This window comes from Salipiger aestuarii, from assembly GCF_003259905.1.
Lineage (GTDB): Bacteria > Pseudomonadota > Alphaproteobacteria > Rhodobacterales > Rhodobacteraceae > Salipiger > Salipiger aestuarii.
The window spans coordinates 14439-37282 of record NZ_QLMG01000018.1; the positions used below are offsets into that span (position 1 = coordinate 14439).

At 63.7% G+C, this 22844-nt stretch carries 21 protein-coding genes; 4 read left to right on the forward strand and 17 right to left on the reverse strand.

Features of this window, described 5'->3' with window-relative positions; all coding sequences use genetic code 11:
• Nucleotides 1-22: 22 nt before the first annotated feature.
• Genes ATI53_RS11005 through ATI53_RS11035 form a run of 7 tightly spaced genes read right to left on the reverse strand, consistent with a single transcriptional unit; the run spans nt 23 to nt 7615 of the window.
• A complete protein-coding gene (locus ATI53_RS11005; protein ID WP_111550416.1) occupies nt 23-1132 on the reverse strand; it encodes an ABC transporter substrate-binding protein in 1110 nt (369 codons plus the stop codon).
• A gap of 40 nt (nt 1133-1172) precedes the next feature.
• On the reverse strand, nt 1173-2270 hold the full coding sequence (locus tag ATI53_RS11010) for an NAD/NADP-dependent octopine/nopaline dehydrogenase family protein (RefSeq protein ID WP_111550417.1): 1098 nt from the start codon (nt 2268-2270) through the stop codon (nt 1173-1175).
• Nucleotides 2267-2854, reverse strand: a complete 588-nt coding sequence (locus ATI53_RS11015; protein WP_111550418.1) for a peroxidase-related enzyme — start codon at nt 2852-2854, stop codon at nt 2267-2269. Before ATI53_RS11015 ends, ATI53_RS11010 begins: the two co-directional genes overlap by 4 nt.
• Nucleotides 2851-3330 (reverse strand): hypothetical protein, encoded by a 480-nt coding sequence (locus ATI53_RS11020; protein ID WP_111550419.1) that lies wholly within the window; start codon nt 3328-3330, stop codon nt 2851-2853. Before ATI53_RS11020 ends, ATI53_RS11015 begins: the two co-directional genes overlap by 4 nt.
• Nucleotides 3327-4784, reverse strand: coding sequence for an NAD(P)-binding domain-containing protein (locus tag ATI53_RS11025; RefSeq protein ID WP_009503618.1), 1458 nt, complete (start codon nt 4782-4784; stop codon nt 3327-3329). The genes ATI53_RS11020 and ATI53_RS11025 overlap by 4 nt, the downstream gene beginning before the upstream one ends.
• Before the next feature lie 39 nt (nt 4785-4823).
• Nucleotides 4824-6161, reverse strand: a complete 1338-nt coding sequence (locus tag ATI53_RS11030) for an MFS transporter (RefSeq protein ID WP_111550420.1) — start codon at nt 6159-6161, stop codon at nt 4824-4826.
• Complete coding sequence (locus tag ATI53_RS11035; RefSeq protein WP_170134558.1) at nt 6158-7615, reverse strand: aminotransferase class V-fold PLP-dependent enzyme; 1458 nt, start codon at nt 7613-7615, stop codon at nt 6158-6160. The genes ATI53_RS11030 and ATI53_RS11035 overlap by 4 nt, the downstream gene beginning before the upstream one ends.
• Nucleotides 7616-7729: 114 nt before the next feature.
• On the opposite strand from ATI53_RS11035, the gene ATI53_RS11040 reads away from it, so the two are divergent.
• The 4 genes from ATI53_RS11040 (at nt 7730) to ATI53_RS11055 (ending at nt 10325) form a co-directional block, all read left to right on the forward strand.
• A complete protein-coding gene (locus ATI53_RS11040) occupies nt 7730-8191 on the forward strand; it encodes an Lrp/AsnC family transcriptional regulator (RefSeq protein WP_009503621.1) in 462 nt (153 codons plus the stop codon).
• Nucleotides 8192-8341: 150 nt separating this feature from the next.
• Entirely contained in the window at nt 8342-8794 is a 453-nt protein-coding gene (locus tag ATI53_RS11045; protein ID WP_009503623.1) for a DUF2852 domain-containing protein, read from the forward strand.
• A gap of 68 nt (nt 8795-8862) precedes the next feature.
• Nucleotides 8863-9312, forward strand: a complete 450-nt coding sequence (locus tag ATI53_RS11050) for an RDD family protein (RefSeq protein WP_009503625.1) — start codon at nt 8863-8865, stop codon at nt 9310-9312.
• A 200-nt stretch (nt 9313-9512) separates the two neighbouring features.
• A complete protein-coding gene (locus ATI53_RS11055; protein WP_009503627.1) occupies nt 9513-10325 on the forward strand; it encodes an arginyltransferase in 813 nt (270 codons plus the stop codon).
• 73 nt (nt 10326-10398) lie between these two features.
• Here ATI53_RS11055 and ATI53_RS11060 read toward each other — a convergent pair whose 3' ends face one another.
• The 10 genes from ATI53_RS11060 to nuoL form a co-directional block, all read right to left on the reverse strand.
• Nucleotides 10399-10947, reverse strand: a complete 549-nt coding sequence (locus ATI53_RS11060; RefSeq protein ID WP_034451959.1) for a PqiC family protein — start codon at nt 10945-10947, stop codon at nt 10399-10401.
• Nucleotides 10948-10952: 5 nt separating this feature from the next.
• Entirely contained in the window at nt 10953-13067 is a 2115-nt protein-coding gene (locus ATI53_RS11065) for an MlaD family protein (RefSeq protein WP_009503629.1), read from the reverse strand.
• Nucleotides 13060-13701 (reverse strand): paraquat-inducible protein A, encoded by a 642-nt coding sequence (locus ATI53_RS11070; RefSeq protein WP_009503630.1) that lies wholly within the window; start codon nt 13699-13701, stop codon nt 13060-13062. Before ATI53_RS11070 ends, ATI53_RS11065 begins: the two co-directional genes overlap by 8 nt.
• Complete coding sequence (locus ATI53_RS11075) at nt 13668-14312, reverse strand: paraquat-inducible protein A (RefSeq protein ID WP_009503631.1); 645 nt, start codon at nt 14310-14312, stop codon at nt 13668-13670. Before ATI53_RS11075 ends, ATI53_RS11070 begins: the two co-directional genes overlap by 34 nt.
• A gap of 82 nt (nt 14313-14394) precedes the next feature.
• Nucleotides 14395-16059, reverse strand: a complete 1665-nt coding sequence (locus ATI53_RS11080) for a ribonuclease J (protein WP_009503632.1) — start codon at nt 16057-16059, stop codon at nt 14395-14397.
• Entirely contained in the window at nt 16056-16835 is a 780-nt protein-coding gene (locus ATI53_RS11085) for a type III pantothenate kinase (protein WP_009503633.1), read from the reverse strand. The genes ATI53_RS11080 and ATI53_RS11085 overlap by 4 nt, the downstream gene beginning before the upstream one ends.
• Nucleotides 16819-17598, reverse strand: coding sequence for a biotin--[acetyl-CoA-carboxylase] ligase (locus ATI53_RS11090; RefSeq protein WP_223865921.1), 780 nt, complete (start codon nt 17596-17598; stop codon nt 16819-16821). The genes ATI53_RS11085 and ATI53_RS11090 overlap by 17 nt, the downstream gene beginning before the upstream one ends.
• A gap of 103 nt (nt 17599-17701) precedes the next feature.
• Entirely contained in the window at nt 17702-19144 is a 1443-nt protein-coding gene (gene nuoN / locus ATI53_RS11095) for an NADH-quinone oxidoreductase subunit NuoN (RefSeq protein WP_111550422.1), read from the reverse strand.
• Between the two features lie 11 nt (nt 19145-19155).
• On the reverse strand, nt 19156-20706 hold the full coding sequence (locus ATI53_RS11100) for an NADH-quinone oxidoreductase subunit M (protein WP_009503637.1): 1551 nt from the start codon (nt 20704-20706) through the stop codon (nt 19156-19158).
• The gene (gene nuoL / locus ATI53_RS11105) at nt 20706-22841 is read right to left on the reverse strand and encodes an NADH-quinone oxidoreductase subunit L (RefSeq protein ID WP_111550423.1); all 2136 of its coding nucleotides are present in this window, start codon (nt 22839-22841) and stop codon (nt 20706-20708) included. The genes ATI53_RS11100 and nuoL overlap by 1 nt, the downstream gene beginning before the upstream one ends.
• Between the last annotated feature and the right edge of the window lie 3 nt (nt 22842-22844).

The window sequence follows — 22844 nt, forward strand, 5'->3', positions numbered from 1 at the left end:
CCGGCCTGTTGACCGGGCGGGGTCAGGCGGCCTTGATGGCCTCGACCGCCGGATCGACCAGGCCGTATTTCATCTCGTTCGCCTCGGCGCGAAAGAACTGAAGGTTGGCCAGTTGCTCTTCGGGGAACGAGGTCGATTTCTTTTCCAGGTCGGTCAGGTATTCCGACGCACCCTTGTAGGTCGAGATGAACCCCGATGCCTTGGTCATCGCCGCGCCAACCTCGGGCGACGCAAGGATCGCGTTCAGGAAGGTGTAGGCGTTGTCCATGTTCGGCGCGTTGTTGGCGATGTTGAACGTGTAGACGAATCCGTAGGAGCCTTCGCGCGGGATGGTCATTCCCAGCGGGAAACCGTCGTTGATGAGCGCGGCCGCAGGTCCGTTCCACGAATGGCCCAGAACGATGTCCTGATTGACCATCATCTGCTGGAACTCCGCGCCACCATCGTAATATTTGCGCACCAGCGGCTTGTGTTCGATGAGGAAATTCTTGGCTTCCTCGACGATTGCCGCGGCCCGTTCCGGGTTGTCGAGATATTCGACCATGTTGCCGTCATAGCCCATCTTGAGCATGATGATCGACATCATGTCCTGAATGATATAGGCGGTCTGTTTCGCGTAGGTTTCGCTGAACAGCGTGTCCCAGGTCTGTGCCTCCTCGGCGCTGACGATGTCGGAATTGTAGGCAAGCACCTCCATCCCCGACAGGATCGGCGCGCCCCATTTGTGACCCTGGATCGTGGCCCAGTCGGATTCGCTGAACGTGGGGTTGATGTTCCCCCAGTTGGACAGCCGATCGGTATCCAGCGGCGCCAGCAGGTCGCTGTCGATGAATTGCAGGAAACGGTGGCCGGCGACGGTCATGATGTCGACCGTGGGGTTGGGCGCTTCGGCGGCCAGCAGACTGAACTGCTTGCCCTGGTCGTCGACGAGGCGGACGTTGATCTTGATGCCCGTTTCGTCCTGGAACTGTTCCCTGAACGCCTCGGGGACAAAATCGTTATAGGTCCAGATGTTGACCTCGCCGCCCGACTGGGCGTGGGCGCGGCGCAGATAGGCCGGGGTTGCAAGGGCGGCACCGGACAGGGCAGCGGTGGTCAGAAGCTTGCGGCGGTTCATGCTAAGTCTGGTCATGGCGGTCTCTCTGTTGGGTGGGTCCGTATCTTTTTTTTATTCAGTTCGCCGGTTCCGGCGTTTTCCGCAAAAGGCCGGTACGGGCGGCCCCGCGCAGGTCGTCAAGCGTGTGACCGGTCAGGTCCAGCGCGTTCAGAATGTCGTTTTCAGCAGTGAAATCGCGGCCATACATCGCCCCGAAAATCTGCGTTCCGGCCTCGTGAAGGGTGGCGGGACGCCCCGCAAGGCGGCCCAGCACGGCGGTGGGCACAAGGCCATAGGGCACGTCCTCGGTGACATAGCGGCTGTCGGCGGTGGCCGGGCCGGTGCCGCCGTTGCCTTGCGCATGCATCTGCTGGTTCATCTCGCTGATGCTGGACATGGGCACATGGAAGCTGGCCGAGAAATGTTCGAAGATGGTCTTGGTCTGCAGCCCGAGCGCGTCAGCGATGGCAAGGCGTTCGGCGTCCAGCGCCTCTAGCAGGGCGCCGACCTTGGGCGTGACGTTCTGGCCCTGCGACCAGGTCTCGCCGCGCTCCATCCGGGTGATGTTGCCAAGCGCGATGCCAAGGTGGTTCTGCGGGTTGAGATTGGACAGCATGATCGCCAGAAGACCGTCGCGCGGCACAAAGACATCGCCGAACAGCCCGGTGCACACGGCACGGGCACAATCGGCCCGTGTCTCGGGCACGGTGCACAGATCGACCTTCCCGCGCACGGTGTTGACCGTGACGGTCGCGCCCTCGCCCCGCCGCCCGGTGACGGCGGTGGTACCCCAGGCGGTGATCGGCGCGGTGATGCCACGCGCATCCAGCAACCGGGTCAGGTAGACCGCCCCAAAGCTGGCGTGGCTGGACACGATGACATGCTGGCCGTCGCGGATATGCGGGGCAAGCGCGTCGAACACGGCCTTGTGGCCATAGCCGGGCAGCGCAATCAGGATCGCGTCGTTGTCTTCGCAAAGCTGCTGGGCCGATGTGGCGACGCGCGGCGCAAATTGCGCGTCAATCGCGCCGGTGGCGGTCAGCGGAGCATCCTCCAGTGCCCGTGTCGATGCCCCCGAGGGCGACCACAGCATCGGATCATGCCCGTTCACATGCAGCAACGCCGCCGAGCCGAAGGCGATGGACCCGGCGCCCGCGATACCAACCCGGCTCATGCGCCGACCTCGTCGCGGACCGGATCGCCAAGCACATGCATCAGCCGGTTGGCCCAGCCGAACAGCGCCGTGGACAGGATAAGATCAAGGATTTCCTCGTCGCTCAGCCCCACCTTCTTCAGCATGGCCATGTCTTCGGGCGTCGCGGCGACCGGCGCTTCGGACAGCTTGCGCGCAAAATCGAAAATCGCCCGGTTGCGCGCAGACAGATCGGCGTTTTCGCCCTTGCTGAAAAGCGCGTCGGTGACGGCGGTGTCTTTTTCCAGCTTGGCGTGGCGGTCCGCATGCACGGCGGCGCAATAGATGCAGCGGTTGACCATGCTGGCGCCGATGGCGCCCAGCTCGCGCTCGGCGCGGCTCATGCCACCTGCGTCGTACATGATGGCATTGAACAGCGGCGAGCGTACCTTGAGGCTTTCGACGTCATGCGCCAGCGTCAGCACATAATCGGACACCTTGGTGTTGGAGGGCGTCACCGACAGCGCCGAAAGCTGTTCGGGCGTGGCGGTGGCAAGGTCGACCGGCCTCAGGCGCGGCCGCCAGGTCGGAACGGTGCGGGTGAATTTATGGACGATGCGGGTCACGCCGCACCCCCTTTCATCAGCCTGAGGCCGGCGACAACGCGCAGCTGATAGGCGGTAAAGGCGACCAGTTCGCACAGGCGCACGATGTCGGCATCCGATACGCTGGCCGCTTGCAGCCCCGAAATGTCGCTTGCGGCGACATCCCTGGTGGCGTTGGCCGCGCGATCGACGAAGGCGATGATATGCGCCAGGCCCTGCGCCGCGCCGTCTGACGCGGGATCGGCCAGCGGCGCCATGTCTCCGGCACGCGCAAGGTAGCGTGTCGCCAGTTCGGGCACGCCCCCCGATTGCGCCATGCGCGCGGCAAGGGCGGCGCGCAGGTCGTGGGAAAAGGCCCCCGCGTATAACGGTGCCATCACCGCGTCTTCGGCGGCCTGCGTGGCCTGCATGATGTTGGCGCGGGTCCGAACCGCATCCGCGACCGGGCCGGTGTCGATGCCTGCGGTGTCAAGCGCGGTGGTCTGAAAGAGGCTCACGCGACTTTCTCCTTGCTGGTCTGCGGCAGGTCCGAGGCTGTCCATTCACTGCCGTCAAGCTCGGGCTGTTCGTAGTTCAGCATCGCCTGCCAATGCGTTGAAATATCTTCTGAATAAAGCGTGGACGCCATGGAGCGCGCCAGCCAGGCCGCGCCTTCGGACACGCCCGGAATATCGCCCGAAACCTTGCCCAGAGACGCCGACGATCCGTAGTTGAAGCAATAAACATGGCGCAGCCACGGCACCGCGCCGGGTGTCTTTTCGCGAAAGGTGAAATCGGGGTTGAGATAGGGAAAATTCCCCAGATCGCGGCTTTGTTCGCTTTCGGGCGGGGTATAGGCGTCGCGCCACAACAGGATCTCGCCCGCGACATCGCCAAATTCGGTGCGCGCCATCGGGTCGATGACAAAGCCGGTGCCCAGGATCAGGAAATCGCAGACATGCGAGGTACCGTCGGCGAAATGGATCCTGATCTCGTCGCCGATATCCTCGACGCGCGTGGTGGCCTTGCCGAAATGGAAAAAGGCATTGGGGTGGCGGCTGACCCGCAGCGTCGATCCGTGCGGAGACGGCGTCTGCGTGGCAAAGCTGTATTGCATGAAACGCCAGCGCCATTCGTCCGGCAGATCGGCAAACCCGGCGGTAAACCCGAACGAGCCGATGCCCATCATCTTGTTGACGGTCGGCATGGTGTCGCGCCGGATCAGGTGACGGACTTCGGCCGCGCCATGTTCCAGTGCCTCGGCCGCGTTGTCCACAGCCGACGCCCCGACGCCGATCACCGCCACGCGTTTGCCGCGCAGCGCGTCAAAGTCGATGTCATCGGCGCTGTGGGCCCAGAAACCGCGATCCAGCCCGTCGACAAAGCCCGGAATATTCGGCCCGCCGGTGCCGTCGCGGCCCGTGGCGAACACCAGCTTGCGGCACAGCACCTGCTCGCCGCTGCCCAGCGTCAGGTTCAGCAGATCGCCTTGCGGTTCGACCTTGTCCACCGATACGTTATTTTCCACCGGCACCCCCACGGCGCGGCGGTACCAGCGCAGGTAATCCATCCATTGCGGGCGCGGGATCTTGTCCAGCGCGTCCCAGGCTTCGGCCCCGAACTGCGCACGAAACCACGCCTGAAAGGTCAGCGCGCCATGCCCGGCGGCGGGGCCGGTCAGCACCTTGGGCGAGCGCAGGGTCTGCATGCGGGCATAGTTCAGCCACGGCCCCTCGTACCCTTCGGGATTGCGATCCAGCACACGGATGTTGTGGATGCCACCGGAAGTCAGGTTCAGCCAGGCGACCATGCCGCACATGCCGGCGCCGATAATCACCACATCGGTGACCCCGTCCCGCGGGGGAACCCATCCCTTGCCCGGATGGCACAGAAACGCAAGATCCTCGGCCAGACGCGCTTCGAGCGCTGCCAGCCCCTGTCCGTCGATCGAATATGTATCGTTCGTTTGCATACGAATCTTCCTACATCAAAGTCGGGGTGCGGTTCAGCATCAAACTTGGGCGTTTGCCCACCGGGGATGCAGATCGTCTATATGATAGGCATGGGCGTGGCGGCTTTGCCCGCCCTGACCGTCATGGCGGCGCAGGTGCGGATGGTCTGGCGGCAGATCGGGGTGGGTGTGCACCCGTTCCAGCGGATCAAACGCGGGCCAGGCGCGCATCGCGACACCCGCCGTCAGCACCGAAAGCCCCGCAAGCGCCAGCAGCGCCGGTTCCAGCCCCAGCGACGCGGCCAAAGCGCCCGCCAGCGGATACGCCACCAGCCAGCCCGCGTGACTGAGCGAAAACTGCGCAGCGAACACCGCCGCGCGGTCATCGGGGTTGGCCGATCTTGCGATCACAAGGCCGCCCGGCGTCAGCGCCAGCGACGAGGTCAGCCCAAAGCCGGCCCAGACCACCAGCAACCCGGCCAGGGACGGCTGTGGCAGCAGCGCGAACAGGGCGCCGACCGCCGCGAAGCCGAACACGCCCCAGATCATCGCCCGTCGTTCGGGGATGCGCCGCAGCAGGCGCGGCACGCTCACGGCCCCCAGCGCGGCGCCGGCCCCGTAGCCTGCCATCAGCACAGGGTACAGCCCATCGGCGTCCCCCAGCCTTGTGCCCGCATAGACCACCGTGTTCACCAGCACCCAGGCCATGCTCAACGACAGCGCCAGCGTCAGCAGGAACAGCCCGCGCAGCCGCGGTGTGCGGCTATAGATCGTCATGCCGCGCAAGGCGCGCTGGATGAACGGCCCCTTGCGCAAGGTCGTGCCGCGCGCGGGAAACGGCGTTGCCAGCAAGAAACCGACCGACCCGACAAAGGCCAGAGCGGCGCACAGGAACAGTGCGTTCGGATCCACCAGTTTCAGCATCATCGCGGCGATGACGGGGCTAAGCACCGATTCCAGCGTGTAGGCGATGCGCGACCAGGCCAGCGCTTGGGTGTATTGCGCCTCATCCGGCAGAACGTCGGGGATCACCGACTGGAACAGTGGCGTAAACCCCGATGCCAGCACAAAGAACAGAAAGGCCAGCGTTGCGATCTGCCAGGGCGCGACCGCAAAAACCATCGGCACCAGCAGCAGCATCCGGCCTGCATCCAGCCCCACCATCGCCGCTTTGCGCGGCACCCGCGCGAGCAACGCCTCGGACACCGGCGCAAGGCCGACATAGGCCACCATCTTCAGCGCCAGAAGCAGGCCCAGAACCTGCCCCCCGGATTCGGGGCCGCCGAGCCGCCAGGCTGCCAGCGACAGCGCGACGGTCAGAAAACCCACCCCGACAAGCGAGCAGATCTGGGCGGCGAACAGCGTGCGGAACGCACGCGCGGACAAGGGACTGGTCACGAAGCGAGGCTCTTTTCTGACATGGCAATGGTAAACCGGGCCGTGGCCCGATCGACGTCATAATGCGTAAGATAGTCTGGCGCCTCATGGGCCAGCCTGTCCACCGCTGCAATCACGAAATCCGCCTTGTTGTCGGTCATCAGCGCCGAAAGGTTGAGCCGGACCCAGCCGGGTTTGGCCAGTTCCTCGCCCGCGTCCAGACACGCGAACATCGCGTCGGATTCGGATTTGCCCAACCCCAGCAGCCTGTGCGCGTAGGACCCCGCGCAAGCGCAGCCTCCGCGCGCCTGGATGCCGTGCACGTCGCTTAGCAGACGGGTAAAGAACTGGTGATGCACCAACCCGCCCTGCCCGTTCCGCACGCGGAACGAAAAGATCGGCAGCGCATCGGGACGGTGCAGGCCCAGCATCTCGATCCGGGGGTTGCGCCGCCAGACCGCATCGGCACGGGACCGCAGGGTGCGCTGACGGGCGTCCAGCCAGTCCTGCCCAAGCGCCTCTTTGATCAGCAGCGCAAGGCAGGCGCGGATGTCACCGATCACGTTCGGAGTGCCGCCTTCTTCGCGCTCGGCCAGCGCATCCGAATAGCGGTGCCCCCAGGGGGACACAAAGCTGACCGTTCCGCCCCCCGGCAGCGTCGGGGCCGCGCGGCGCGCAATGGAATCGCGCAGGATCATCAGGCCAGAGGCCCCCGGCCCGCCCGGAAACTTGTGCGCAGACAGAACGATAGCGTCTTTTTCCGCATCCGTTCCCTGACGCATCCGCATCTCGGCATAGGGCGCGGCGCAACCGAAATCCCAGATCGCCAGCGCGCCGTGGCGGCGCAGTATCCGCGTCACCGCATCGGTGTCGGTCAGGATGCCGGTCACGTTCGACGCCGCGCCAAAGGCGCCAACGACGATTTCCGCGCCTGCGGCCGCGGTCAGCCGCGCCTCCAGATCGGACATATCGGGGCCACCCGCGGCGGATTCGGCAATCTCGATCACTTCGGCCCCGGACTCGCGCCAGGGCAGCAGGTTCGAATGGTGCTCATACGGACCGACAAGCACCACCGCCCGCCCGCCGCGTGCCACGGTGCCCGACAGGTCCAGCAACGAGACGATTCTGTTCAGCCCCGCCGTCGATCCGGCGCCGGCGAACACCACGCTCATGCCGTCGCCCGCCCCGACGATCCGGGCGATTTCGGCGCGAGCCGCTTCGCGCAGGCGGGTCATGAACGCCCCGCAATAGGAGGCTTGGGTGTGGCTGTTGGCGTAATAGGGCAGCACGGTGTCGCGGATGAAATCCTCGACCTGGGCAAGCGCACGCCCCGAGGCGACGTAATCGGCATAGACCAGCGGGCGCGCGCCAAAGGGTCCCTCGACCGTTGCACCGTCGCCGATCAGACCGCCGCGCAACCAGTCGGCAAGATCGGGGCGCCGCAGCGTTGCGGCAAAATCATCAAGAGGCGGCATGAGCGGTCCGTTTTGCATCCAGGGGTGTATGTTTCGGATCATGTCACAGCGAACGCAAAATACCTCACATGAATTCCTCTTTATGAGGCAGAAATTCTATCGTATGACCCAATCATGAGCCTGAAAATAGATCATATTGACCGCCTTATCCTGACTGAGCTGCAACGCGACGCTTCGCTGTCACAGCGCGCCCTGTCCGACAGGGTCGGCCTGTCGCAGAACGCCTGCTGGCGCAGGCTCAGGGCGCTGGATGCCGCCGGGGTGATCCGCAACCACACCGTCGTGCTGGATCGCGCGCAGCTTGGCGCCGGGCTGGTGGTTTTCGTGATGATCCGGACGCGGCACCATTCGGCGGACTGGCTGAAACGCTTTCGCAGCCATGTGTCGACCATTCCCGACGTCATCGACTTTTTCCGCATCGGCGGCGATTACGACTACCTGCTCAAGATCATCACCCACGACATGAACAGCTATGACGAGGTGTATAAACGCCTGATCGAGGATGTGGAACTTGAGACGGTGACATCCTATTTTGCCATGGAAGCGATCGAGGAACAGCGGCCCATCCCTTTCTGAAATCTTGCAAGCAATTGAAAGCACACGGCGAATAATGTAAATGTAAAAAACATTCACATACGCCCCTTGCAAGAACCCGCCCCGATCCCGATCTCATGTAATGTGAAAGACATTCACATGACCCTGACGAGAGACAAAGGACCAACCCCCATGACCGCCGCCACACAGGAATATGCCACCCAAGGTCGCAACCCCGGCTGGCTGAGGCGTTCCGAAGCCTGGCTGGACCAACGCGGCAAGTTCGCGTGGATCGTCGCCATGGTTCTTGGCTTCATCCTCTTCTGGCCGATCGGCCTTTCCATCCTTGGTTACATGATCTGGAGCAATCGCATGTTCGGAACCGCCTGCCGCAAAAATCGCCAATTCACCCGCCAGACCGCGCGCTACAGCCATGGCTTCAGCGCGATGCGCTCTTCGGGCAACGCCGCCTTTGACGCCTACAAGGAAGACACGCTGCGTCGGCTTGAAGACGAGCAGAAGAATTTCGAAGAGTTCCTTCAGCGGCTGCGCGATGCCCGGGACAAGGCCGAGTTCGACCAGTTCATGAACGACCGCGCCGACAAAGCCCGCAACGTCAGGGAAGACGCCGCGCAGGACGCCTGACCGGGCAACGCATGGCCCCGCGCTGGGGGCCATGCGCAATTTCATACCCCCCCAATTCAGAGAGCCCCATGTTTTCCGACAGCCCCCTTTCCCACCTGCCCGATCCCGTGACCCAGCGCGGCTTTTACGACAGCGTCGCGATCAAGCGCGGGCTTGCCTGGGTGGTCGATTCAATCATCGTGGCCCTGCTGGTCCTCGTGGCGCTGGTCTTTACCGCCTTCCTGGGCGCCTTCGTGTTCTTTGCCCTGTGGATGGTCATCAGCTTTGCCTACCGCGTCATCACCCTCGCCAGCGGCTCTGCCACCTGGGGCATGCGCCTTATGGCGATCGAATTTCGCGACTGGCGCGGACAGCGGTTCGATCTGCCCCAGGCGTTTCTGCACACGCTGGGCTACATGGTTTCGGTGTCGATGGCGCCGCTGCAACTGATCTCGATCGTCTGCATGATCGCCACGGAACGCGGCCAGGGCCTGACCGACCTGTTGCTTGGCACGACGGCGCTGAACCGACGCGCCTGAGACGGCGTCGTCGCGCGACCGCGACGGGCAGACAAACGCCCGTGATTTGCAAGCCGCCGGGCTTGCAAATTCCGCAACAAACACTTTCCTTTGCCCTGGGTCGCAATTTTCCTCGTCCTGTCATCTCGCTGTTTCTGGGGGGCTTGGCGGTCGGGCGATTCATTGCTACCCTTCGAAACCGAACCTGACACGGGACACCCATGCGCCATTCGCTGCCGCTTGCACCGCAATTTTATGTAACGGCACCGCAGCCCTGTCCGTACCTGCCCGGTCGGATGGAACGCAAACTGTTCACCGCCCTTCAGGGCGATACTGCCGAAAAACTCAACGACAGCCTGTCGAAACAAGGGTTTCGCCGGTCGCAAAACGTGCTCTATCGTCCGTCCTGTTCCGATTGCAGCGCCTGCCTGTCCGCCCGCATTGACGTGCGCCGGTTCCAGCCCGCGAAAAGCCAGCGCCGCGCGCTGAAACGCAACGCCAACCTTGTGCGCCGCGTTTCCAGTCCCTGGGCGACAGAGGATCAGTTTTCGCTGTTTCGCCGTTATCTGGATGCGCGCCACGCCGATGGCGGCATGGCCGATATGGACATCTTTGAATTTGCCGCGATGGTCGAGGAAACGCCGATCCGCAGCCGTGTCGTGGAATATACCGACGGCAGGGGCGGCCCGCTCAAGGCCGTGTGCCTGACCGACGTTCTGGATGACGGCGTGTCGATGGTCTATTCCTTCTACGAACCCGAATTGCACAAGAAAAGCCTGGGCACATGGATGATCCTCGATCACGTCGAAATCGCGCGTGAGGCCGGTCTTCCCTATGTCTATCTGGGCTACTGGGTGCCGGGATCGACCAAGATGGGCTACAAGGCCCAGTTCGGCGCGCTGGAGGTGTATCGGCGCGGCCAATGGGAACGGATGCACGACAGCGCCGATTACGAGGTCGAGCGCCACCCGCTGTCGACCGATCCCATCGCCGAGCAGGTCGCCAATATCTCGCTTCCCGACAGCCGAAGCTGAACCGGCGACACGGCGCCCCTGCGGACGCCGTGTGTAAACACCGGGCTTTGCATGACCGGACGAGACCCCCCGATCAGCGCGCCAGCGACCCGATGATGTCTGCCGAAAGCTGCGAAATGGCCGCGCCGGTCGCCGCCGCGACGGCGTTGGGCGAATTGTCCCTCATCGGCTGCGCGATGCTGAAGGGCACGATGCGTTCGCGCACGATCCGGTCATAGGACGACAGGGCGTATTGCCCGGTCATCCGCAGCGTGCCATCGGCCTGCGCGACCAGTTGTGCCACCGTCACCGTGACCTCGGCCTGCGCGTCTTCTTGCAGCGGCCAGGGTTCGGGGGCGACCGTGGCCGAGGACCCCGCCGCGACCTGTTCGGCAATCGCCAGCGTCATCGCGCGTACCGGATCATCCGCCCAGAGCGCGTTCTGGATCGGGGAAAGCCCGCCATCGGGACCTTCGACCAGAATTTCGGACGCCTCGGCATAGGCGGGAAGCGACACGTCGCGCACTTCCAGCGTGGCGACCTGCACGCGGGCAGATCCCGCCACCTGGGGCGGATCGATCAGGTAGCGTTGATCGGTTCCGCAAGCCGCGAGGACCAGCACAAGGGGGATATAACGAAACATGGGCATCACCGTCCGAATAGCAGGGAATTGGGGTTGCGCTCGATCTGGCGGGCGAGCTTGGTCAGTGCCTCGGCGGCCTCGCGTACCTCGCGCAGGGCCGAAACGGTCTCGCGGTTGAACTCGGAATTGTCCGCGTAACCGCCGATGGTGGTTTCCGCCTGCCCGACAAGCGAGCCGATGCGCCGAGACAGCGCCGGAAGCGTCTGCGCGGCCTCTTCGATGGCCGCCGCGGCGTCGCGCGCCGAGGCAAGCGTGGCGTTGGCGTTTTCGACCACGCCGCCCTGACGCAGTTCGGCAAGCGCGCGCTGGGCTTCGTCAAACGCGCGGGTCAGAGCGCCGGGCAAAGCACGCGCGTCCTCGCTGTCGATCAGCCGGTCGGCGCTGTCCAGAAGGTCGCTCGCCCGGTTGACGAATGCCTCCAGCGGCAAGGTGTTCGCCTTTTTGACCAGCGCGCGCGCTTCGGCCACCAGCCCCGGGATTTCCGACGCCGCGCCTTCCAGATCGCCGGCCATCGCGTTGACCGTGTCCGCCGCGTTCGCCGCACTGTCCAGCGCCCGCGTCAGCGTACCCACCAGATCGGCGGTGCGCAGGTCCTCGGCGATGGTGCGAAGTTCGCCGACGGTGGCGCTTAGCTCGTCGGGAAGCGTCTGGAAGCCTTCGCTGCCGATCAGCCCGCGCGCGTCCGTGAGCAGACCGTTGACCGAACCGGGCACCTGTTGCATCTCTTCGTTGCCGACAAGCCGCTCGATCGAGCCAAGCGTTGCGGTGATCTGTTCGATCATCTCTTCGATGGGCAGGTTGTCGATGCGGGTGAGCACCCCCTGCGCCGTGGTGGTCAGATCGTCGATATTGGATTCGACCGACGGGATCTGCGGATCGTCGGGATCGAAGGATGCGGTCGGCTGGCCGATGGGCAATTCGATCAGCTCGATCATCAGGCCGGTGCTGAACAACCCCTCGGACGCCAGCCGGGCGCGCAGCCCGTCGCGAACCTTGTCGCCCAGAAAGCCAAGGGTATCTTCCTGCGGCGTGTCCGGGTCCAGTCCGAAGGCGCGCGGGTCGATGGACACCGACGCGCGCAGCTTGACCTCCTGTTCGCCGTCGACATCGTCGATAAAGGCGCCAAGCGCCTGAACCTGCCCGATTTTCAAACCGCTGAAGGTCACCGGAGAGCCGACCGTCAGCCCGCTGACCGACTGATCGAAGGCGATCGTCAGCGTAACGGCGTTGTCGGTCAGGTCGGAATAGACGCTGTCGCGTGCCGCTTCGGAATCATCGAACAGATCGAAGACATAGCGCGAGGGCACCGGCTCGCCGCCCGAAAAGACGGTGCCAAAGGCGACCCCGCCGCGGATCAGTGTCGACAGGCTTTCGACCGAGAAATTGAACCCCGCGGCGCCAAAGCTGACGTTGAACCCCGAGGTGTCCCAGAACCGTGTCGCCGTGGTCAGACGCTTGTCGTAGGGCGCGTCGATGAAGGCGTCGGCGATGACGCCGTTTCCGCTGTCGATCAGGCGGGGTGTTTCGATCCGCCCGACCTCGATCCCCTGGTGAAAGATCGGCGCACCCGCCGAAAGCTGGGTGCCGGTCGCCGCGCGCAACACGATGCGGGTGCCTTTCATGCCGGGCTTGACCAGCGGAGGGGTGTCCAGCCCCTCGAATGTGGTGGATTCGGCCGCCGATGTGCCGGTATCGGTCTGCGGCACGAACCCGGCCTCGATATAAACGCCCGACAGCACGGTCGACAGCCCGGAAATGCCCGAGGCGCTGACCTCGGGGCGCACCACCCAGAACTGCGCGTCGCGGGTCAGCCCTTCGGCCACCAGATCGTCGATCGACGCCGTCACCACGACCGAACTCAGATCGGAGGAAAACTCGATCTTTTCCACCATGCCCACGGTCACGTCGCGGTAGCGGATGGTGGTTTCCTCGGGCACGACTCCGGCGGCGTTTTCGAAGCGGATCTCGATCAGGGTGCCGCGTTCGTTGTAGCTTTGCCAGGCCACGCCAAGCGTCACTGCCAGCGCCCCGATAGGCACGAGCCAGGCCAGAGACAGGTTGCGCCAGAACGACCGCTTGGGGCCTTCGACCTTCATCTGGGCCGGTTGAGGTTCAGCCATTGTTGTAATCTTCCCCGTCTGCGTTCCAGATCAGCCGCGAGTCGAAGCTCTCGGCGGAAATCATGGTGAATGCAACCGACAACGCGAAACTGACCGCCGCGATGCCGGGATTGATGGAAGCCGCAAAGTCGAGCTGCACGAGCGACGACAGGATCGCGACCACGAAAACGTCGATCATCGACCAGCGGCCGATGAATTCCACCACCTCGTACAGCTTGTGGCGGGCATGGGTCGATATCCGGACCCTGCGCTGGACGGTCAGCGCGAGAAAGATGATGGCGACGAATTTCGCGCAGGGAATGATGATCGAGGCGACAAACACGATCGCCGCAATCCCGTAAGAGCCATGGTGCACCAGATCGACGACCCCGCCGTAGATGGTGCTGTCGGTGGTCTGCCCCAGTATCGACGTGCGCAGCATCGGGAACACGTTCGCCGGGATGTACACGATCAGCCCGGCCAGCAGCCACGCCCAGACCCGTTGCAGGCTGCTCGGATCGGGCGGGGTCACCACCGCGCCGCAGCGGTCGCAGTACATGACATCCGGGCGGTGAACACGCCCGCATTGCACGCAGCCGACCAAGCCCGCCGCATGCGCGGTCAGGACTTGCGGCGCGCGTCCAGCGTTTTCCATATGGTCAGCCTGCTCATGAAATTGTCCTTGAGGACGGTGACGATCACCAACCCGACGAAGGCCCAGAAGGCCGGTCCGATACCCAGGTGCGCCAAGCCGGCGACCTTGACCAGCGCCACCGCGACGCCGACGATGAACACCTCGGCCATGGCCCAGGAGCGCAGCGCCTCGGCCATGCGAAAGGCGCTGTCCGCGTGCGGCCACGGGTGGTGGCCGAACGCCATCGGCGCCAGCGTGTAGATGATCGCGCCAAAACGGGTCAGCGGAAGAATCACGACCAGGGCCGCCATCGCGATGGTCAGCGGCGCGGTCAGCCCGCTTGAGAACGCCCGCACCGTATCGAGCAGCGAAGCGCGGTGAAACCGGCCCGCCACCTCAAGTTCGAGAAACGGGAAAAAGATCGCCGCCCCCATCAGGATGATCGCCGCAAGGGCAAGCATGATGATCCGCGTCATCGCCGTGTTGCGCGGCGCCTCCAGCGTCGCATGACAGCGCGCGCAGGTCGCCGTTTCTCCGGGCGCGATGTCGCGCTCAAGATACAGGGCATCGCAGGAGGGGCAGGCGATCAAGGCATCCAGATCCGGAAGCTGCGCCGCGGAATCAACATTCATGACGGACAATCTAGCGCGCGGGACACCGAAAGGCAAAAAACTGCCGCACCGCGGCACGCGGCGCCCCGGCGCTGTTGCCAACTTAGCTCAGGCGGCTGACCACCACCGTGACCTCCGGCTTCTTGCCGATTTCATTCTGCGCGCTGTTGCGCACGATGCGCCGCAAACCTTCCTCGATCTTGTCGTCGTCGGTCAGGGTCTTGGCCCCGGCCCGGCCAAGGAACTGGCTCATATCCTCTTCGAGCACCTCGACGAGCGAGGCATTGCTGCGGCCGGTTTCGGGAAGGCCCATCAGCTCGCACCAGGGTTCGCCCAGCGGCTCGTCATCCTCGTCCAGGATCACCGTGACCAGCACATGCCCGTTCAGCGCCATGCGGATCCGGTCGCGTACGATGCCATCCATCGCGCCGATCTGGACCGAGCCGTCCAGATAGGTGCGCCCCGCGTCAACCCATTCGGCCACCGTGGGGGTGTTGCCGCTGAGGTCGATCATCATGCCGTTCACGGCAAGCACACCGGCGCGGCCCCTGGCCTTGGCCAGCTTGACATGTTCGCGCAGGTGGCGGTGTTCGCCGTGCATCGGAATGACCATCTGGGGCGATACGATATCATGCAGCCGTTCCAGATCGGGGCGGTTGGCGTGGCCCGACACATGGTAAAGCCCATTGCTTTCATCCACGACATCCACGCCTTTTTCCGAAAAATTGTTCATGATGTGGGCAACGCCTTTCTCGTTGCCGGGAATGGTCTTGGACGAGAACAGGAACATGTCCCCTTCCTTCAGCTCGATGCCGTTGTACTTGCCCCGTGACAGCTGCGCGCTGGCGGCACGGCGTTCACCCTGGCTGCCGGTGACGATCAGCATCAGGTTCTCGCGCGGGATCTGGTTGGCATCCTCGACCGGCACCACCGTGGGGAAATCGGTCAGAACGCCGGTGGCAATGGCCGCCTCGACCATGCGGCGCATGGCGCGGCCCAGCAAACAGACCGACCGGCCCGCGCGGTGCCCCGCCTCGGCCAGCGTCCTGACCCGTGCGACGTTGGACGCGAATGTCGTCGCCACGATCAGCTGAGGCGCGCTGGCGACCAGTTCGGTGATGTTGCCGCCAAGTTCGGATTCCGACCGGCCCGGATTGGGCGAGAACACATTGGTGGAATCGCAGATGAGCGCCTTGACGCCCTTGGCCGAGACTTCGGCGAACAGGTCGGGGTCGAACGCTTCGCCCACCATCGGGTTGAGGTCCAGCTTGAAATCGCCCGAGTGGATCAACCGCCCCTGCGGCGTGTCGATCACCAGCGCCGAGCTTTCGGGAATCGAATGCGAAATCGGCAGGAACCCAACGGTAAAGGGGCCGGCCTTGGTGGTTTCGGGCCAGGCCGAGCAGGTCTTGACCGTGTCTTCGCCAAGACCGTATTCCGCCAGCTTCTGACGCGCCAGATTGGCGGTAAAGGCCCGCGCGTGAATGCGCACGCCAAGCCGTTCAAAGCAATGGCCCACCGCACCGATGTGGTCCTCGTGGGCGTGGGTGATGAACACCGCCTCGATCCGGTCGCGGTTCTTTTCCAGCCAGGCGATGTCGGCGAAGATGATGTCGACGCCCGGCGTGGTGTCCATGTCGGGGAAAGCGACCCCAAGGTCGACGACGATCAGTCGTTCCTTGCCCGGCGCACCATAGCCATAGACATAGCAGTTCATGCCGATCTCGCCGGCGCCCCCGAGGGGGAGATAGATTATGCGATCTGTCATGAGGCCTCCTGCCTCTTGTTATATGCGTGGATGACGGTCAGACCATGCATCGTGAGTTCATCCACCCACTCGTCGAAGAGGTCTTCGGATTGCTGGAAAAGAGGTGCCAGCCCACCTGTCGAAATGACCTTCATCGGGCGATCCCGTTCGGTCTTGATACGGTTGCAGATTTCGCGGACGAGGCCGATGTAGCCCCAGAAGATGCCTGACTGCATGCAGGCAACGGTGTTGGTGCCCACAACGCTGTGCGGGCGGGAAATGTCAACATGCGGCAAGGCGGCGGCGGCAAGGTGCAGCGCCTCAAGCGACAGGTTCACGCCGGGCGCGATCACGCCACCGATATAGGCGCCGTCGTTGGCCACCACGTCAAACGTGGTCGCGGTGCCGAAATCGACAACGATCAGATCGCCACCGTACAGATCGTATCCCGCAACCGTGTTTACAAGACGGTCGGGCCCCACGGCGGTGCCGGAGTCCACCCGCACGGAAACCGGCAGGCGGCAATCGGGCTTGCCCACCACATAGGGCCGGGTGTTGAAAAAGCGATCCGCCAGGACACGCAAGTTGAACACCACGCGGGGCACCGTGGACGAGATGATCATGTCGGTGATCCGGGCTTCGATGTTCTGGTACCGCATCAGCGATGTCAGCCAGACGTAATACTGATCGGCGGTGCGCTGGTGTTCGGTCGACGTGCGCCATGTGGCCAGGAATTTCGTCCCGTCCCAGATCGAAAACACCGTGTTGGTGTTGCCGCAATCAATGGCCAGAAGCATCGCCCCCCCCTCCTCTGAAGAACACGTCCGCCGCCGGAATCGCCTGCCGTCCCGATGCGGTTTTCAAAACCAGGTTCCCCGCCTGGTCGACGGTTTCGAACGTGCCGGTGATGTCAGCCGTGCCGGTGCGCGCGGTGATGATGTCGCCCAGACGGGCGGCGCGCGCAAGCCATGCCTCGCGGATTGCGGCAAAACCATAGGTCACGAAGCTGGCCTCGCGCAGCGCGTAGGCCGCCGCCAGCAAGGTCAGGAATTCGTCGGGAGTCACCCCCACTCCGGTTTCCGACAGCAAGGATACCGGGCGCAGCGCACCGGGTTCGACCTGTTCGGCGGCGGGTGCGGCGACCAGGTTCACCCCGATACCGATAGCCAGATGGGCGCTGCCCCGGCGCGGCTCAAGGCTTTCCAGCAGGATACCCGCGACCTTGCCGCCGTTCAGCAGCACATCGTTGGGCCATTTCAGCGCAAGCCCGTCCACCCGCCCCGTCGCGGCCACGAACGCGTCATACAGGGCAAGCGAGGCCACAAAGCTGCGCAGCGCCAGCACGCGCGCTTCCTCGCGGGGCATCATCAGCAGCGTCGCCGCGAAATTGCCCGCAGGGCTCGCCCAGGGGCGCCCGCGCCGTCCGCGCGCCGCCGTCTGCGACAGCGCGCAGATCCATGCCGGCCCGGACAACGTGCCCGCCAGACGCTGCGCCTCGGCGTTGGTGCTGTCCACTTCGGTCAGCATCCGCCGGCCATATCCCTCAGGCCAGTGTGTCACCGCGCCCTCCCTTTTCATCTGTCGCAAGACCGCCCCGGCGCGCAGAAAAAGCGACGCACCGTCCGGCGCGCCGCCCTTTGATCCGCTTCTTCATTCGGCGGTGTCAGTTGACCAGCACCGCGGCCGCCGCGGCTGCCGCCCCTTCGACGCCGAACAGGTTCACGACACCCACCAGCATGATAACCGCCGAAGCCATCAGCAGCCCCCACAGGATCGGCGAGCCGCCCGCGTCAAGACGGTCGGTGCGGTCTTCGCCGAAATACATGTAGTAGACGATGCGCAGGTAATAATAGGCGCCGATGACCGACGCCACGACGCCCGCCACAGCCAGCCACACCAGCCCCGCGTCGTAGGCCGCGCGCAGCACATAAAGCTTGCCAAAGAACCCCACCAGCGGCGGCACACCCGCCAGACTGAACAGCAGCACCAGCATTGCCATCGCGCGGCCCGGTTCCTTTTTCGCGTAAAGCCCCAGCGCGTCGATATCCGTCACCGGCTGCCCGTCGTGGCTGAGCGACAGGATAAAGGCGAACACGCCGACGTTCATGGTGACATAGATCGCCATGTAAACCAGCATCGCCTGCACGCCCAGCTCGGTCCCCGCCGCCAGCCCCATCAGCGCAAAGCCCATGTGGGTGATCGACGAATAGGCCATCAGCCGCTTGATGTCTTTCTGCCCGATGGCCGCGATCGACCCCAGGAACATCGACAGCACCGACAACAGTGCCACGACCTGGCTCCAGTCGGCGATGACGCCGCCGAAGGCGTCGAACATCAGCCGCGCGAACAGCCCCATCGCCGCGACCTTGGGCGCGGTGGCGAAAAACGCGGTGACCGGGGTGGGCGAGCCTTCGTAGACATCCGGCGTCCACATGTGGAACGGCACCGCCGAGACCTTGAACGCAAGACCCGACAGCATCATCACAAGCCCGATGAGCAATCCCACCGACAGGTGATCCGCTGTCGCCGACGCGATGATCCCCGAAAACAGCGTGGTGCCGGAATAGCCATAGGTCAGCGACGCGCCGTACAGCAACAGCCCGGACGACAGCGCGCCCAGCACGAAATACTTCAACCCCGCCTCGGTCGACCGTTCACTGTCACGACGCAGCGCAGCCACGACATACAGCGCCAGGGATTGCAGTTCCAACCCCATGTACAGCGTGATCAGATCTCCCGCGGAGACCATGACCATCATGCCGACAACCGACAGAATCACCAGAACCGGGTATTCGAACCGCAACATGCCGAACCGCTTCATGTAGCCCTCGGACATCACCAGCACCGCCGATGCGGACACCAGAATCACCACCTTGGCAAAGCGCGAGAACGCATCGTCGTTGAACATGCCCGAAAACGCCATCCGTTCGGGCGCGTTCGAAAACCCGATCCACAGCGCCACGACAAGGAACAGCGCCGCACTGGCCCAGACCAGCACCGAGGCCATCCTGTCCTTGCCGGTATAGACCGCGCCTACCAGCGCGATCATGGCGCAGACCGACAGCACGATCTCCGGAAGGATGATGTTGAGATCAGCCGAGATCATGTCCCGCCCCCTTAATGGTTGGCTTCGGCCACCGACGTACCGCCAAGATCGGCGGCAGCGATGGCCGTTTCATAGTTTCCGACAAGCGCCTCGACCGACGGCCCGATGATGTCCAGTGCCGCCGCGGGGTAAACCCCCAGCCACAGCGTCATCACCACCAGCGGCGCAAAGATCCACTTTTCGCGCGATGTCATGTCCTGGATCGTGCGCAGGCTTTCCTTGATAAGGTCGCCCAGCACCACCCGGCGATACAGCCACAGCGCATAGGACGCCGACAGGATCACCCCCGAGGTCGCGAAAAGCGCCACCCAGGTGTTGACCTGAAAGATCCCGACCAGCGTCAGGAATTCCCCGACAAAACCGCTCGTGCCCGGCAGGCCGACGTTCGACATGGTGAAGAACAGAAAGATCAGCGCATAGGCCGGCATCCGGTTCACCAGTCCGCCATAGGCGTCGATGTCGCGGGTGTGCATCCGGTCATAGATCACCCCGACACACAGGAACAGCGCGCCCGAAATGAACCCGTGCGACAGCATCTGGAAAATCGCCCCGTCCACGCCCTGCTGGTTGGCGGTGAAAATGCCCATGGTGACATAGCCCATATGCGCCACAGACGAATAGGCAATGAGCTTTTTCATGTCCTCCTGCACCAGCGCCACAAGGCTGGTGTAGACGATGGCGATGGCGCTCATCCAGAACACCAGCGGTGCCAGTATCTCGGACCCGACCGGGAACATCGGCAGCGAAAACCGCAGGAAACCGTAGCCCCCCATCTTGAGCAGGATCGCCGCCAGCACCACCGACCCGGCGGTCGGCGCCTGGACGTGCGCATCCGGCAGCCAGGTGTGCACCGGCCACATCGGCATCTTGACCGCAAAGCTGGCGAAGAACGCCAGCCATAGCATGGTCTGCATTCCCCCCACCACATGGATGCCCAGCACATCGAAGCTGGCAAAGCTGAAATCATGCGTCAGCAAGGTCGGAATATCCGTGGTGCCCGCATCGGTGATCATCGCCACCATCGCCACCAGCATCAGCACCGAGCCAAGGAACGTATAAAGGAAGAACTTGAACGACGCATAAATGCGGTTCTTGCCGCCCCAGATCCCGATAATCAGGAACATCGGGATCAGCCCGGCCTCGAAGAACAGGTAGAACAGCACCATGTCCAGCGCCATGAACACGCCCAGCATGAGCGTTTCCAGCAACAGGAAGGCGATCATGTATTCCTTGACACGGCTTTTCACGCCCCAGCTTGCCAGGATCGTCAGCGGCATCATGAACGTGGTCAGCATCACGAACAGAACCGAGATGCCGTCGACGCCCATCTTGTACTGCATCCCCATGACCCAGTCGCCCTGTTCGACCATCTGAAAACCGGTGTTAGAGCGGTCGAACTGAAACAGGATGAACAGCGAGATCAGGAACGTCGCCGTGGTCGCGATCATTGCGAGCCACTTGGCGTTGGCGTCCGCCGCCGCGTCGCCGCCCCGCAGGAACAGCGCCAGGATCAGCGCGGCCAGAGCAGGCAGGAAGGTGACGATGGAAAGAAGGTTGTCCATTAGTGCGCCCCTCCGAGGATCGTCATCCAGGTCACCAGGATCGCGATCCCGGCCACCATGGCGAAGGCATAGGTGAAAATGTAGCCCGATTGCGCGCGTCCCGCGAGTTTGGTGAAGAACGGAATGACCCCCATGGCGATCCCGTTGATGCTGCCGTCGATGATATCGCCGTCACCGCGTTTCCACAAAAGGCGGCCAAGCCCCTTGGCCGAGCGGACGAACAGGAAGTCATAGGCCTCGTCAAAGTACCATTTGTTGAGCAGGAACAGATACAGCGGGCGCTGGCTTTCGGCCAGACGGCGCGGCAGCGTCGGGTTCACGATATAGAACCAGTAAGCCGTGCCGAACCCGATCAGCATCGCGATGAACGGCGACAGCTTGACCCAGACCGGCGCGTGGTGCGCATCGTCCATCACCGTGCTTTCGGGGTCCATGTAGATCGCGCCGTAATCCAGCCCGGCCGATGCGGTGTGGGCTGGCGCGGCTTCGTCAGGCGTGCCGGTTTCCCCGGCAGGTTCGCCCGCGGTGCCGGTGCCCGCCGTTTCGGCGCCATGCGCCCCGGTCTCGCCGCCGGTCTCGCTAAGGGTTTCGGACGCCTCGACGTGATGTGCGGGCATGCCGAAAAAGCTGAGAACCTTGTCATGGTTGCCAAAGAAGCTGCTGTAGAACACCATCCCCGAGAACACCGCGCCCACCGCCAGAACCCCCAGCGGGATCAGCATGACCCTGGGCGATTCATGCGCGTGGTCATGGGTGTGCCGCGACCCGCGCGCCTTGCCGTAAAACGTCATGAACATAAGCCGCCAGCTGTAAAAGCTGGTGAACAGCGCCGCGATGACCAGCATCCAGAACGCATAGCCTCCGCCGGTGCCGGCCCAGGCGCTTTCGATGATCGCATCCTTGGACACGAATCCGGCAAATCCCAGCCAGCCGGTCAGCGGAATGCCGACCCCGGTGATCGCCAGCGTGCCGATCATCATCGCCCAGAAGGTCATGGGGATCTTGTGACGCAGCGCGCCGTAGTTCCGCATGTCCTGTTCGTGGTGCATCGCATGGATCACCGACCCGGCGCCAAGGAACAGCATCGCCTTGAAAAACGCGTGGGTCAGCAAGTGAAACATCGCCACCGAATAGACCCCGACACCGGCGGCCACGAACATGTAGCCCAGCTGCGAACAGGTCGAATAGGCGATGACGCGCTTGATGTCGTTCTGCACAAGGCCGACGGTGGCGGCGAAGAACGCGGTCGTCGCGCCAAGAAAGGTGATGAAGGCGGTCGCCTGCGGTGCGAATTCCATCAGCGGCGACATGCGGCACACAAGGAAAACGCCCGCCGTCACCATGGTCGCCGCGTGGATCAGCGCCGACACCGGGGTCGGGCCTTCCATCGCGTCCGGCAGCCATGTGTGCAGGAACAGCTGCGCCGATTTGCCCATCGCGCCGACAAACAGCAAAAAGGCGATCAGGTTCGCCGCATTCCAGTCACGCCACAAGAAGCGCAGCTCGGTTTCCGCGATGCGCGGCATCTCGGCAAAGATCTGGTCGAACTGGATGCTGTCGGTCAGGTAGAACAGCGCAACGATCCCCAGCGCAAAGCCGAAATCGCCCACCCGGTTCACAACGAACGCCTTGATCGCGGCCGCGTTGGCCGAGGGTTTCTTGTAATAGAACCCGATCAGAAGATAGGACGCGAGGCCCACGCCTTCCCAGCCGAAAAACATCTGTACGAGGTTGTCAGCGGTTACAAGCGCCAGCATCGCAAAGGTGAACAGCGACAGATAGGCAAAGAACCGTGCCCGGTACGGCGTGTTCTCGAACTGGGGATCGTGCGCCATGTAGCCAAAGCTGTACAGATGCACCAAGGCCGATACCGTGGTGACCACGATCAGCATGATCGCGGTCAGCCGGTCGACCCGGATCGCCCAGTCGGTCGACAGCGTGCCGCTTTCGATGAACCGGAACAGCGTGACGGTATGCGCCTCGCCCAGGGTCAGGAACACCACCCAGGACAGCAGCGCCGCCAGCATCAGCAGTCCCGTGGTTGTCCATTGCGCGGCCGTCTCGCCCATGATTTTCCAGCCAAAGCCCGCCAGAATGGCACCCACCAGCGGCGCGAAGAGAATGATCGTCACCATCTC

What these genes read in the sequence shown, in the direction of transcription:
- ATI53_RS11035 (WP_170134558.1), bottom strand. Translation starts at nt 7,615, where the DNA reads ATGCCGCCTCTTGATGATTTTGCCGCAACGCTGCGGCGCCCCGATCTT.
- ATI53_RS11045 (WP_009503623.1), top strand. Translation starts at nt 8,342, where the DNA reads ATGACCGCCGCCACACAGGAATATGCCACCCAAGGTCGCAACCCCGGC.
- ATI53_RS11055 (WP_009503627.1), top strand. Translation starts at nt 9,513, where the DNA reads ATGCGCCATTCGCTGCCGCTTGCACCGCAATTTTATGTAACGGCACCG.
- nuoL (WP_111550423.1), bottom strand. Translation starts at nt 22,841, where the DNA reads ATGGTGACGATCATTCTCTTCGCGCCGCTGGTGGGTGCCATTCTGGCG.
- ATI53_RS11060 (WP_034451959.1), bottom strand. Translation starts at nt 10,947, where the DNA reads ATGTTTCGTTATATCCCCCTTGTGCTGGTCCTCGCGGCTTGCGGAACC.
- ATI53_RS11065 (WP_009503629.1), bottom strand. Translation starts at nt 13,067, where the DNA reads ATGGCTGAACCTCAACCGGCCCAGATGAAGGTCGAAGGCCCCAAGCGG.
- ATI53_RS11050 (WP_009503625.1), top strand. Translation starts at nt 8,863, where the DNA reads ATGTTTTCCGACAGCCCCCTTTCCCACCTGCCCGATCCCGTGACCCAG.
- ATI53_RS11025 (WP_009503618.1), bottom strand. Translation starts at nt 4,784, where the DNA reads ATGCAAACGAACGATACATATTCGATCGACGGACAGGGGCTGGCAGCG.
- ATI53_RS11080 (WP_009503632.1), bottom strand. Translation starts at nt 16,059, where the DNA reads ATGACAGATCGCATAATCTATCTCCCCCTCGGGGGCGCCGGCGAGATC.
- ATI53_RS11070 (WP_009503630.1), bottom strand. Translation starts at nt 13,701, where the DNA reads ATGGAAAACGCTGGACGCGCGCCGCAAGTCCTGACCGCGCATGCGGCG.
- ATI53_RS11075 (WP_009503631.1), bottom strand. Translation starts at nt 14,312, where the DNA reads ATGAATGTTGATTCCGCGGCGCAGCTTCCGGATCTGGATGCCTTGATC.
- ATI53_RS11100 (WP_009503637.1), bottom strand. Translation starts at nt 20,706, where the DNA reads ATGGACAACCTTCTTTCCATCGTCACCTTCCTGCCTGCTCTGGCCGCG.
- nuoN (WP_111550422.1), bottom strand. Translation starts at nt 19,144, where the DNA reads ATGATCTCGGCTGATCTCAACATCATCCTTCCGGAGATCGTGCTGTCG.
- ATI53_RS11040 (WP_009503621.1), top strand. Translation starts at nt 7,730, where the DNA reads ATGAGCCTGAAAATAGATCATATTGACCGCCTTATCCTGACTGAGCTG.
- ATI53_RS11005 (WP_111550416.1), bottom strand. Translation starts at nt 1,132, where the DNA reads ATGACCAGACTTAGCATGAACCGCCGCAAGCTTCTGACCACCGCTGCC.
- ATI53_RS11010 (WP_111550417.1), bottom strand. Translation starts at nt 2,270, where the DNA reads ATGAGCCGGGTTGGTATCGCGGGCGCCGGGTCCATCGCCTTCGGCTCG.
- ATI53_RS11085 (WP_009503633.1), bottom strand. Translation starts at nt 16,835, where the DNA reads ATGCTTCTGGCCATTGATTGCGGCAACACCAACACGGTGTTTTCGATC.